13 protein-coding genes are annotated in these 11931 nt (G+C 74.7%); 3 read left to right on the top strand and 10 right to left on the bottom strand.

Translation table 11 applies throughout. The features are described from left to right. Positions 1 to 13: 13 nt before the first annotated feature. From FHX31_RS04565 to pepN, 7 genes are all read right to left on the bottom strand, one after another. Positions 14 to 799 (bottom strand): ComEA family DNA-binding protein, encoded by a 786-nt coding sequence (locus FHX31_RS04565; RefSeq protein WP_402884216.1) that lies wholly within the window; start codon positions 797 to 799, stop codon positions 14 to 16. 502 nt (positions 800 to 1301) lie between these two features. Beyond that, a complete protein-coding gene (locus FHX31_RS04560; protein ID WP_184975206.1) occupies positions 1302 to 2078 on the bottom strand; it encodes an SDR family NAD(P)-dependent oxidoreductase in 777 nt (258 codons plus the stop codon). Positions 2079 to 2087: 9 nt separating this feature from the next. Next, positions 2088 to 2939 (bottom strand): DegV family protein, encoded by an 852-nt coding sequence (locus tag FHX31_RS04555; RefSeq protein ID WP_184975202.1) that lies wholly within the window; start codon positions 2937 to 2939, stop codon positions 2088 to 2090. A gap of 48 nt (positions 2940 to 2987) precedes the next feature. After that, the gene (locus FHX31_RS04550) at positions 2988 to 3635 is read right to left on the bottom strand and encodes a histidine phosphatase family protein (RefSeq protein WP_013287995.1); all 648 of its coding nucleotides are present in this window, start codon (positions 3633 to 3635) and stop codon (positions 2988 to 2990) included. Then, positions 3632 to 4036 carry a ribosome silencing factor gene (gene rsfS, locus FHX31_RS04545; protein WP_013287996.1) on the bottom strand — a complete coding sequence of 135 codons (405 nt, stop codon included), beginning with the start codon at positions 4034 to 4036 and terminating at the stop codon, positions 3632 to 3634. Before rsfS ends, FHX31_RS04550 begins: the two co-directional genes overlap by 4 nt. A gap of 110 nt (positions 4037 to 4146) precedes the next feature. Further along, on the bottom strand, positions 4147 to 4743 hold the full coding sequence (gene nadD, locus FHX31_RS04540; protein ID WP_013475510.1) for a nicotinate-nucleotide adenylyltransferase: 597 nt from the start codon (positions 4741 to 4743) through the stop codon (positions 4147 to 4149). An 82-nt stretch (positions 4744 to 4825) separates the two neighbouring features. Next, positions 4826 to 7342: an aminopeptidase N gene (gene pepN / locus FHX31_RS04535; protein WP_184975200.1), complete on the bottom strand. Its 2517-nt coding sequence runs from the start codon at positions 7340 to 7342 to the stop codon at positions 4826 to 4828. Positions 7343 to 7408: 66 nt separating this feature from the next. Here pepN and FHX31_RS04530 point away from each other — a divergent pair, with 66 nt between their 5' ends. Continuing rightward, a complete protein-coding gene (locus FHX31_RS04530; RefSeq protein ID WP_013287999.1) occupies positions 7409 to 7627 on the top strand; it encodes a DUF397 domain-containing protein in 219 nt (72 codons plus the stop codon). Between the two features lie 7 nt (positions 7628 to 7634). On the opposite strand, the gene FHX31_RS04525 is transcribed toward FHX31_RS04530, so the two are convergent. Continuing rightward, on the bottom strand, positions 7635 to 8021 hold the full coding sequence (locus tag FHX31_RS04525) for a hypothetical protein (protein WP_013288000.1): 387 nt from the start codon (positions 8019 to 8021) through the stop codon (positions 7635 to 7637). A gap of 238 nt (positions 8022 to 8259) precedes the next feature. On the opposite strand from FHX31_RS04525, the gene FHX31_RS04520 reads away from it, so the two are divergent. Together FHX31_RS04520 and FHX31_RS04515 are read left to right on the top strand one after the other, a co-directional pair. Next, on the top strand, positions 8260 to 9543 hold the full coding sequence (locus FHX31_RS04520) for a cytochrome P450 (RefSeq protein ID WP_184975197.1): 1284 nt from the start codon (positions 8260 to 8262) through the stop codon (positions 9541 to 9543). A gap of 129 nt (positions 9544 to 9672) precedes the next feature. Then, the gene (locus FHX31_RS04515; protein ID WP_091330975.1) at positions 9673 to 10758 is read left to right on the top strand and encodes a glycosyltransferase family 2 protein; all 1086 of its coding nucleotides are present in this window, start codon (positions 9673 to 9675) and stop codon (positions 10756 to 10758) included. 64 nt (positions 10759 to 10822) lie between these two features. On the opposite strand, the gene FHX31_RS04510 is transcribed toward FHX31_RS04515, so the two are convergent. Continuing rightward, positions 10823 to 11461: a DUF3618 domain-containing protein gene (locus FHX31_RS04510; protein ID WP_013288003.1), complete on the bottom strand. Its 639-nt coding sequence runs from the start codon at positions 11459 to 11461 to the stop codon at positions 10823 to 10825. Continuing rightward, positions 11458 to 11910 (bottom strand): phage holin family protein, encoded by a 453-nt coding sequence (locus tag FHX31_RS04505; protein WP_013288004.1) that lies wholly within the window; start codon positions 11908 to 11910, stop codon positions 11458 to 11460. Before FHX31_RS04505 ends, FHX31_RS04510 begins: the two co-directional genes overlap by 4 nt. Positions 11911 to 11931 lie beyond the last annotated feature (21 nt).

Below are 11931 nucleotides of genomic sequence, written 5' to 3'. Positions count from 1 at the left end.
CCGCGACGGGCGGTCACACCGTCACCAGTTCCTTGAGCTGCTCGTACCGGGCGTCGCCGATGCCGTCGACCTGCCGCAGATCGGACACGGACCGGAACCCGCCGTTGCGGTCCCGGTGGTCGAGGATCCGCTGGGCGAGCACCGGGCCGACGCCCGGTAGCGCGTCGAGCTGGGCCAGCGTCGCGGTGTTGAGGTTGACCGGGCCGGCGGGTGCCGCCGAGCCGCCCGGCGCACCGCCGCCCGCCGCCGGGCCGGGTGCGGCCTGCCCGGGTGGGGCGGTGACGCCGACCAGGATCAGCTCCCCGTCCGTGACCTTGCGGGCGGGATTGAGCAGCGCCACGTCGACGCCGGGCAGCGCACCGCCCGCCGCCTCGATCGCGTCGGCCACCCGCGCGCCGGCCGGGAGGCGGACGAGGCCGGGGCGCCGGACCTTGCCGGCCAGCGCGACGACCACCTGACCGGGTGAGCCCGCCGACATCGGCGCTCCGGGCACCGCGCCGGTCGTGGCACTCACCGGCGCCTCGGAGGAGGCCGCGACCGGCTGGACGGGCTCGGCGCTGGGACGCGCGCGCCACGCCCAGACGGCAGCCGCCACGACCACCACTACGGCCACCGCCGCGAGCGCGCGTACGCCCCGGCGGCCGGGATCGAACGCCCCGGGGCCGGGCAGCCGCGACGCGAGCCCACGCTCGGTCGCCGGAGCGTCGCCTATGCCGTCGGCGTCCGGATCGGCGGAGGCTGGCTCCGACCCGAACGAATGCTCCCGCCCGCTGTCGTGCTCTGGAAATCCGGGGCGCAGGCCGGGAACCGGCTCGATCTCGTCCGTAGCAGGCCCGGGCCGAGCTCGGAGATCGGGCCAGGGGACGCCGAGGGCGGGCCCGGCACCGGCACCGGCCCCGAAGACCGGCCCGGCTTCCCCGAGACCGGACACGCGACCGGGCCCGGAGACGCGGCCGAGACCGGACACGCTGCCGGACCCGGACACGGTGCCGGGCCCGGACAGGGACGGCCCCGGCCGCCGCGAGGACCGCTCCGCCCTGCCCGACTCGCCCAAGCGGTCAGCGGGGATCGGCGGAACAGCAGCGGCATCCGTGAACCCGAACAGCCGGGCGAGCCGCCGCCGTACCGTCGTCTCCTCGTCGTCTGGCACGGCTCGGGACGCTACGGCGACGGCTCGCCCCGCATCGGCCGGTGAGTCCTCGCCTGTGGACAGCACGGGCACTGTGGACAGGCACCCGATCAAGCCCCGGCTCTGCTAGGTGTGCCCGGGTGACGGATCGCCGGCGGCGGGCGTGGTCATGTCAACGTGCCTCCGGGTCCAGCCCGAGCACCGCCCGTCCCCCGTCGACCGGCACCGTCGCGCCGTTGACGAACGAGGCGCGGTCGGAGAGCAGGAACGCGACCACCTCGGCCACCTCGTCGGTACGCCCGATCCGGCCGGCCGGGTGCAGCCGGGCCACCTCCGCGTCGACGTGCGCCGCCTCCTCCGGGTCGAGTCCGGCGAGGTAGGCGGCGTGCCGTTCGGTGTGGATGGAGCCGAGCGCGACCGCGTTGGCGCGGATTCCGCGGGGAGCGTAGTCGACGGCGAGCGCCCGGGTCAGCCCCTCCAGCGCGGCCTTCGCGGTGGCGTACGGCAGGGCGCCCGGCACCGCCCGGCGGGCCTGGTGGGAGGAGACGTTGACGATCGCGCCGCCGGTCCCGGCCGCAAGGAACCGGCGTACGGCGGTGCCGGCTCCCGCGACGGCGGGGCGCAGGTTGAGCGCGATCAGGTCGACGACCTCGCCCGCGGGCTCGCGGTGCAGGTCGGCGTCGCGGAAGACGGCGGCGTTGTTGACCCAGCCGGTCAGCGGCGCGTACGCCTCGGCGCGGTCGGCGGCCCGGCCGGTGACCGTCTCGTCGCCGGCGTCCCCGGTGACGGCGTGCAGCCGGTCGGCGAGCGGATGCCGGGCCAGCCAGTCCAGCGCGCCGGTGTCCCGCTCGATCACGACCACTGTGCCGCCGTCGGCGGCCAGCCGTTCGACGACGGCCCGCCCGACGCCGCGCCCGCCGCCGGTGACGACGTACGACAGGGGGCTCATCCGGCCACCCTAGGGCGTGCGGCGGTGAACCACCACGCAGGCCAGCCCGGGTCCGGCGTGGGCGGCGACGACGGCTCCGGCCTCGGTGACGTACGTGTCGCGCAGGCGGTCGCCCAGCCGCTCGGTCAGCGCCGCCAGCAACTGCTCGGCCCGCTGCGGCGCGGCGAGGTGGTGCACCGCGATGTCCACAGGGGCGTCCCCTGCCGCCTCGACTGCGAGGTCGACCAGGCGTGCCACGCCCCGGCTGGCGGTACGGACCTTGTCCTTGACCACGATCGCGCCGTCCGGCATGTGCATGATCGGCTTGACCGAGAGGGCGGTGCCGAGCAGCGCCTCGGCCGCGTTGATCCGGCCGCCCCGGCGCAGGAACTCCAGGGTGTCGACGTAGAAGTAGATGGTGGTCCGGGCGACCGCGTCGAGCGCCGCGTCGCGTACCCCGGTCAGGTCGGCGCCCCGCGCGGCGGCCGCGGCGGCGAGCGCCGGGAAGCCGAGGCCCATGCCTGTGGATCGGCTGTCCACGACTGTGACGCGGTCGTCGCCGACCTCGGCGGCGGCCAGCCGGGCGGCTTCGACGGTGCCGGACAGTTCGGCGGACAGGTGCACCGACACCACGCCGTCGGCGCCCTCGGCGAGCAGCGCGCGGTAGACCTGCGCGAACTGTTCGGGCGCGGGCCGGGACGTGCTCACCGAGACCCGCCGGCCGCTCAGCGCGCGGGTGGCGTCGGCCGGGGAGGTCTCGACGCCCTCCAGCCCTTCTGCGCCGTTGAGGACGACTGTGAGCGGGACGACTGTGAGCCCGCGTGCGCGGACCAGGTCGGGGGGCAGGTAGGCGGTGGAGTCGGTGACGACCGCGACGGGCATGACCGGCACGCTAGCCGATGGCGCTGTGACGTGCCGGGGCCGGAGGTGTCAGACCGCGTCGGTGAGCGCCGGCTGGGTGATCAGGCCGACGTTGTGTGCGCGCAGGTGCCAGCCCGGGCGGGTGCGCCGCTCCACGCCGTCGTTGTGGCGCAGCTCGGTCCAGTGGCAGTTCGCCAGCGAGCCGAGGCTGCGCAGCACCGTGTGGTCCCAGCCGAGCAGGTGCCCGACGCCCTGCCGGGCGCCGCCGCCGTGGGTGGTCACCACGACGGTGCCGCCGGTGGCGAGGTCGGCCGCGTCCTGGAACCCGGCGCCGAGTCGGGCGCCCAGGTCGCCCAGGGGCTCGATGCCGGCGCCGGGGTCGGGGTCGCCGGCCCGCCAGCGGGCGTACTCGTCGGGGAACCGCTCGGCCACCTCGGTCAGGGTGAGGCCCTGCCACTGGCCGAAGTGCCGTTCGCGCAGCCGGGCGTCGGAGCGGACCGGCAGCCCGGTCAGCGCCGCGAGCGCGGCGGCGGTGTCGGCGGCCCGGCGCAGGTCGCTGGCGACGATCGCGTCCGGGCGCAGCGCGGCCAGCACCGGCGCCGCGGCGCGGGCCTGCTCCCGGCCGAGGTCGTTGAGCGGCACGTCGGTCTGACCCTGGACCCGGCTCGCGGCGTTCCAGTCGGTGTTGCCGTGCCGCCAGATGATCAGGCGGGTCATTCCGCGGTGGCGGTGCCGGCGGCCGAGTCGGCCAGGTCGCGATCGGTGAACGGGATCTGCGGGCAGTCCTTCCAGAGCCGGTCGAGCGCGTAGAACTCGCGCTCCTCGGTGTGCTGGACATGGACCACGATGTCGACGTAGTCGAGCAGCACCCAGCGGCCACCCCGCTCGCCCTCGCGGCGCACCGGCTTGGCCTTCTCCGGCAGCTCCAGCAGGCGCTCCTCGATGGCGTCGACGATGGCGAGCACCTGACGCTCGTTCGGAGCGGCGGCCAGCAGGAACGCGTCGGTGATCGCGAGCTGGTCGCCCACGTCGATGATGACGATGTCCTGTGCCTTCTTGTCGGCCGCGGCCTGGGCGGCGGCCATCGCCAGCTCGTGCGCGCGTTCGGAAACTGTCACCGTTCTCCTTCGATCAACCATGCGACCCTCCAAGCCTCTCACACCCGGCGGTGCGGCGACTTGTCAGTTCTGGTCGATTTCAGGCATGAACCGGGATGCAAGGGGGCGAATCATCGCTGGTAGAGGCGCCGTTTCGCGATGTACTGCACCACACCGTCGGGCACCAGGTACCACACCGGCTCCCCGCGGGCGACCCGCGCGCGGCAGTCGGTCGAGGAGATGGCCATCGCGGGCACCTGCACCAGGCTCACCGAGTCGGCCGGGAGGTGCTTGTCGGTGAGTTCGAAGCCGGGCCGGGTCACGCCGATGAAGTGGGCCAGTTCGAGCGCCTCGTCCAGGTCCTTCCAGGAGAGGATGCGCTCCAGGGCGTCCGCGCCGGTGATGAAGAACAGCTGCGCCTTCGGGCCGTACTCGGCGTGCAGGTCGCGCAGCGTGTCGACGGTGTAGGTGGGACCGCCCCGGTCGATGTCGACCCGGCTCACCTGGAAACGCGGGTTGGAGGCGGTGGCGATCACCGTCATGAGGTAGCGGTCCTCGGCCGGGGTGACCGCTTCCTCCGCCTTCTGCCACGGTTGCCCGGTCGGCACGAAGACGACCTCGTCCAGGCCGAACCGGTCGGCCACCTCGCTCGCCGCCACCAGGTGCCCGTGGTGGATCGGGTCGAACGTGCCGCCCATGATGCCGACCCGCCGGATGTCTTCCTCCACCCAGCGATCGTAGGCCGCGCGCCGGACGGGCCCGGGCGGGGTCGGCCACGCCGGGCGGATCAGCCCGCCCGGCGTGCCCCGGTCAGGCCGACGCGGCGGCCACAGCCGTCCGGGCCACGAGCGCCCGGCGCATGTCGTCGTCCAGGTCGGTCACCCATCGCCGCAGGCCGGGCGTGAGGTCGTCGCGGGCCAGCAGCGCCGCGGCCATCTCCCGGGTGGGTTGCGACACGGCGTAGCGGGGGTACGCGGCCACCGTGACCGCGTCGGCCACCCACGCCGTACGCAGACGCGCCGCCGCCGGCATGTCGGTGAAGTAGCGCTCCACGTACCCGGCGGTCAGCTCGGCCTGCTCGGGCTGCCAGAAGCCCTCGGCGGTCGCCTCGACGAGCCGGTTGGACAGCTCGGTGCTGCGGGTGACGATCTCCCAGGCGGCACGTTTCGCGTCGGCGTCGGGCAGCGCGGCCCGGCACGCGGCGGCCTGCTCGGCGCCGGTGGCGCTGCGGTCGCCGTCCGCCTCGGCGTCGATCTCCGGCGCACCGGCGGCACCGAGCACCACGAGCCGGCGCAGCACCGCCCAGCGCAGGTCGGCGTCGACCGCGAGCCCCGGCGGCACGTCCTTGCCGGCGAGCCAGCCGGTCAGCATGGCCGTGTCGGTGGTGGCGCCGATCAGACCCCGCACCGCCGCCAGTTGCAGGGAGCCGCCAGCGGGCGCCGAGTCGAGCAGCGCCCCGCAGGCGGTCGCCACCCGCAGCAGCGCCGCGTCCCGGGCGAGCGGGCCGAGGTAGCGGTCGATCAGCCGGCGGCTGAGCAGCAGCACGTCCTCGACGATCGTCACCTCGGTCTCGGCGGGCAGCGCCGCCGCGATCAGCCCGGCGAGCGCGCCGGCCGGCCGTTCCCCGTCGGTGACCGCGTCCAGCGTCTCGGCCCAGAGCAGCGCCCGGGCCAGCGGGTCGTCGAGCCCCGGCAGCAGCAGCGGCACCGCGTCCGCCGAGGCCGGGTCGAGGCGGATCTTGGCGAACGTCAGGTCACCGGCGTTCGGCAGCACGAGCCCGGTGGCGGGCCGCCCGACCAGCTCCGGCAGCGGCGTGCGACCGCCGTCGGCGTCGGGGTCGAGGTCGACCTCGAACCGGTACGCCGGGCCGTCGGCGGTGTGGTGGGCCACCCCGATGCGGTGCGGCCGCTGCACCGGGTGGCTCGCCGGAGCGGTCTGCACGATCGCCACCTCGGTCCACCGCCCGTCGGCGTCCACAGCGGTGTCGACCCGCAGCGTGTTCACCTGCGCGCGGCGCAGCCAGCGTTCCGCCCAGCCGTCCAGGTCACGGCCGCTCGCCGTACCCAGGGCGGCCAGCAGGTCGGCGAGCGTGGCGTTGCCGAACCGGTGCGCCGCGAAGTGTGCGTTCAGCCCGGCCAGGAACGCCTCGTCACCGAGCCAGGCGACGAGCTGGCGCAGCACGCTGGCGCCCTTGGCGTACGAGATGCCGTCGAAGTTGAGCAGCGCCTGCGCGGCGTCGGCCACCTCCTCCGGTGCCACCGGGTGGGTGGAGGGACGCTGGTCGGCGGTGTAGCCCCACGCCTTGCGGCGGCTCGCGAACGTGGTCCACGCCCGGTCGAACCGGGTCGCCTCGGCGGTGACCCGGGTGCCCAGGTATTCGGCGAAGGACTCGTTGAGCCACAGGTCGTCCCACCAGCTCATGGTGACCAGGTCGCCGAACCACATGTGCGCCATCTCGTGGGCGATGGTGGTGGCGCGCAGCTCCCGCTGGGTGTCCGTGACGGCGGAGCGGAAGACGTAGTCGTCGCGGATCGTGACCAGGCCCGGATTCTCCATCGCGCCGGCGTTGAACTCGGGCACGAACGCCTGGTCGTACTTGCCGAACGGGTAGCGCTCGGCGAACAGCTCGTGGAAGCGGTCGAAGCACTGCCGGGTGACGGTGAAGATCTCCTCGGCGTCGGCGTCCAGGTGGGCCGCGAGCGAACGCCGGCAGTAGAGGCCGAGCGGGATACCGTCGTGCTCGGCGCGCAGCACGTGCCAGGGCCCGGCGATCAGCGAGACGAAGTAGGTGGCCAGCGGCTCGGTGGTGGCGAACTCCCAGCGCCCGGGCGCGGGGCGGTCGGCGAGCGGCCCGTTGGCGGCGACAGTCCACTCCGGCGGCGCGGTGACCGTCAGCGTCACCGGCGCCTTCAGGTCGGGCTGGTCGAACGCGGCGAAGATGCGCGGCCCGTCGTCCAGGAAGGACATCGCGTAGAGGTAGGTCTCGCCGTCGGCCGGGTCGACGAAACGGTGCAGCCCTTCGCCCGTGTTGGAGTAGGCCATCTCGGCCTCGACTGTGAGCGTGTTCGTCGCGGCCAGGCCGGTCAGCGGCAGCCGGTCGCCGGCCAGCAGGGCCGGGTCGAGGGCGCGGCCGTTGAGGCGGGCGGCGAGGAGTCGGCGCGGCTTGACGTCGACGAAGGTCTCGGCTCCGGGGGTGGCCCGGAACCGGATGGTGACGGCGGAGCGGAACCGCTCGGCGTCGCCGGTCAGATCGAGGTCCACATCGTAGGACTCGACGGTGATCGACGCGCGGCGCGCGGTCGCCTCTGCACGGGTGAGGCTCGGCATCCGCTTATCCTGCCCGATGAGGTCCGCTCGGGCCGTCTCGTTACGCATGGCGATGGAGGAACAGCGATGGGTCAGCACCCCAAGGGCGATTTCGACCTCTCCCGGGCGGTTTGGCAGCGGGCTGAGGGCGACACCTCCGAGGGAGCGGTCGAAGTGGCCTTCGTCGACGACCTGATCGGCATGCGCAACTCCGCCGAGCCGGACGGGCCGGTGCTGGTCTTCACCCAGGCCGAGTGGGACGCGTTCGTCGCGGGCGCCCAGGACGGCGAGTTCGACCTGGACTGAGCGCACCTCAGTCACCGTCGCCCCAGCCGAGGCCGCCCGGACCGGGCGCGTGGTGGAAGCCGGGGTGACCGGCCACGTCGGCGCAGCGCTCGCCGTCGGGCCCGGCGGCGTCGCAGAACAGCCGCTCGGCGCGGTGCCAGGCGTCCGCCGGGGACAGCGCCGCCGCGCCGAGCGCCAGCTCCGGGCGGAGCAGGCCGAGTGCTTCGGCGTACGCCACGGCGTGCTCCCGCGCGACGGCGGGATCGGTGGCGGCGAAGCCCAGGTGCACGGTGAAGTAACGCGGCGGGCGGCCGGCGGCGCGCCGGGGCGTGCCGATCAGCGGCCCGTCGCGGCCGTCGCCGCGCAGCCGGGCCGGTGCCTCGCGGTGCCGTCGTGCCGCCCTGTCGTCACGCATCGGTGCCCTCCCCCGTGGTCGGTGACGCCCGCCGGACGTCGCGGCGGCGGGCGGCGGGCCGGTCGCCGCCGGTCCGCGAACCCGAGCCAACCAGCTTTTCCGTGCCCAGGGAGGGGCCAGCACCGGCTCGCGTGGCCGGCCCCTCCCCCACGGGGCCGGAGCTGCTGGAATGGAGGGTTCGGCCGCGCCGACCCGGGTAGGTAGGCAGCGCCGCCGAACCGCGTCAGGAGCAGCCGAGATGAGCACCATGCCGAGCGACCGGAGCCCGGACAGCACGCTGGCGTTCCTCCGGGAGGGCTACCGCTTCGTCGGCGACCGCTGCGACCGCCTCGGCACCGACGTCTTCCAGACCCGGCTGCTGCTGGAGCCGACGATCTGCCTGCGCGGCCGGGAGGCCGCCGAGCTGTTCTACGACGAGGAGCGGTTCGTCCGGCGCGGCGCCATGCCGATGCGCGGGCAGCGCACGCTCACCGGCGTCGGCGGCGTGCAGGGCCTCAACGGGCAGGCCCACCTGGTCCGCAAGGCGATGTTCATGTCGATCATGACGCCGGCCGCGATCCGCCGCCTCGGGGAGATCTTCGACGAGCAGTGGCGGGCCCGGATCCGCGACTGGGCCGAGGGCGGCCCGGTGGTGCTCTACGACGAGGTGGGAAAGATCCTGACCCGTACGGTCTGGGCCTGGGCCGGGGTGCCGCTGGCCGAGGCCGACGTGCCGCGCCGCACCGCCGAGATGCACGCGATGATCGAGGCGCCGGCCGCGCTTGGCCCCCGGCACTGGCGCGGACGGCTCGGCCGCCGGCACGCGCAACGCTGGGCCGGCGAGCTGATCGAGCGGGTGCGCGCGGGCGCGGTGCCCGCACCGGAGGGCACCGCGCTGGCGGTGGTGGCCGGGCACCGGGACGAACGGGGCCTCCCGCTCCCCCGCCGGATCGCCGCCGTGGAGCTGCTGAACGTGCTGCGCCCCACCGTCGCGGTCGACCGGTACGTGGTCTTCGCCGCGCTGGCGCTGCACGACCACCCGCACTGGCGGGACCGGCTACCCGGCGACGACGCCGCGACCGAGCAGTTCGTGCAGGAGGTACGCCGCTACTACCCGTTCTTCCCGGTCGCTGCGGCCCGGGTACGCCGCTCGTTCCAGTGGCGGGGGTACTCGTTCCCGCAGGGCCGGCGGGTGCTGCTCGACCTGTACGGCACGAACCACCACCCCGACGTGTGGCCCGAGCCGGAACGGTTCCGCCCGGAGCGTTTCGCCGGCTGGCGCGACGACCCGTTCGGCCTGGTCCCGCAGGGCGGCGGCGACCACTACACCGGCCACCGCTGCGCCGGTGAGTGGATCACGATCGAGCTGATGAAGCGGGCGGTGACGAACCTGACCGGCGCGATGAGCTACCGCGTACCGCCGCAGGACCTGGCGCTCGACCTCGGCTCCATGCCGGCGTTGCCGCCCGCCGGGCTGGTGCTCGACGGGGTACGCCCGGCCGACGGCGTACGCCCGGCCGGTGGGGTACGCCCGCCGCGCTGAACCGGGCCAAGCCGGGGTCGATCTCGCCGGCCGCGATATCCGGCTGCGCTACCCGACACAGCCCGCCCGAAACGGTTTCAGCAGCCGCATTCCGGGCAAGTCGCGTCACCCGGCACGAGGGGAGACGACATGACCCGACCGACCGCCGCGCCGCCACGCGACGAGGGCGCCGCGTCCGCGCCGGTCCGGCTGCCGATGGCGTACGTCCTGCCGCTGCGCGCCCACGACGACGGCGGCCTGGACGAGCTGACCGGGTACCTGCGCGAGCTGAGCCGGTGGGTCGACGTGGTGGTGGTCGACGGATCGGCGCCGGAGCTGTTCGCCCGGCACGCCGAAGCCTGGCGCGGGCTGGTCCGGCACGTGCCGCCCGATCCGGCGCTGCGCGGGCGCAACGGCAAGGTGCTCGGCGTGCTCACCGGCGTCGCGCTGGCCCGGCACGAGCACGTGGTGATCGCCGACGACGACGTCCGGTACGACCGGGCGGCCCTGTGCGCGGTGCACCAGCTGCTGGACGGGGTGGACCTGGTCCGGCCGCAGAACCACTTCGACCCGCTGCCCTGGCACGCCTGGTGGGACACCGGCCGGACGCTGCTGGCCCGCGTGTTCGGCGGGGACTGGCCGGGCACGCTCGGGGTGCGGCGGAGCACGTTCCTGGCGATGGGCGGCTACGACCCCGACGTGCTCTTCGAGAACCTGGAGCTGGTCCGCACCGTGCGCGCGTACGGCGGCAGCACCGCCACCCCGGCGTGGCTGTACGTGCGGCGGCTACCGCCCGCCGCCGCGCACTTCCTCGGGCAGCGCGTCCGCCAGGCGTACGACGAGACGGCCCGGCCGGTGTGGCTGCTCGCCGCGCTGGCGGTGCTGCCGGCGACGGCTGTCGCGCTCGCCACCCGCCGGCCCGGGCTGCTGCTGCGCGCCGGGCTGGCGACGGTGGCAGTGGCGGAGCTGGGCCGGCGACGGGCCGGCGGCGCCCGGGTCTTCCCGGCGCACACCAGCCTGGCGGCTCCCGCCTGGGTGCTGGAACGCGGCCTGTGCGCGTGGCTGGCGGTGGGCCGGCGGCTGCGCGGCGGCGTGCCCTACGCGGGCGCCCGGCTGCGGACGGCGGCCCACCCCACACGTGTCCTGCGCCGGCGGATGACGCGGCGCCGCCCCGACGATCTGGTGCTCTGGGTGGAGACCGGGACGCTGCCCCCACCGTTGCGCGCCGAGGTGTAAGGAAGGGCCCCTTCTTATCGCCTGGCGATAAGAAGGGGCCCTTCCCAACCGAGAGCGCGGACCTTCAGGACCGCACCTGCTCGGCGCTGTGCCGGACGTCGTGGGCGGCGGCGCGGCCGTCGTCCTTGACGGTGTGCGCGGCGTCCTGCGCGGTGGCCTTCACCGACTCGGCGGCGTGCTGCGCCGGCTCGCGCAGCTCCTCCTTCAGCTCACCGGCGACCTCGCCCAGCTTCTCCTTCACCACCCCGCCGTGCTCGGCGGCCTTCTCCTTGACCTGCGCGGCGACCTGCTGCTCACGGCGGGTGGCCGGGATCAGCGAGGAGACCAGCATGCCGACGCCGAAGGCGATCACGCCGGCGGCGATCGGGTTGCCCTCGGACTTGCGCCGCACCACCTGCGGCGCCCGGTGGGCGGCGTCGCTCACCGTGGCGGCGGCGGACTGCGCCTTGTCGCCCACGGAGGAGGCCATCGAGGAGGCGTGGTCGCCCACCGAGTGGGCGGCGTGGCCGGTGCTGTGGCCGAGGTCCGAAGCGGTTCCCATCACCTTGTCCTTCACGTTCGTCAGCGCGCTGCGCACACGCTGCTTGCGGTCGTCGACGATGCGGCTCGGGCTGACCTTGTACGCCAGGGCGTCCACGTCCGAGCTGAGGTTGTTGCGGGTGGCTTCGATCTCGCGGCGGATCTGCTCGGGATCGGTGCTCATCGGATGACTCCCTCCGGGTGCGGCTTGAGCGCGTCGGGGATGCGCTGCACGCTGTCGTTGGTCTGCTTCAGGCCGCGGATCCGCTCGGCGTTCTTCTTGCCCATCGAGTACAGGACCGCCGCGACAGCGGCCCAGATGACGGCCACGATCAACGCGGCCAGCCCGGAGTCCATGACGTTGTCGAGGAACTGCCAGATCGCGATCGAGACGAAGAGCGCCACCATGTAGCCGCCGAAGCCGGCGCCGCCGAACAGTCCGGCAGCCTTGCCCGCCTTCTTGCCCTCCTGGCGGATCTCCGCCTTGGCCAGCTCGACCTCCTGGCGCATCAGCGTGGACAGGTCGGTGGTGACCTGGCGCATCAGGTCGCCGAGCGAGCTGCCGCGCACCTCGTCGGCGTGGGGCGGGGCACCAGCCGCCTGATAGCCGGGGTCCTGCGTGGGTACGGTCATGCCGTCGCCTCCCTTCTGCCG

This window comes from Micromonospora sp. CNZ286 (assembly GCF_014207755.1).
The sequence above is the reverse complement of the archived record's forward strand: the minus strand, read 5'-3'. Positions and strand labels throughout refer to the sequence as shown.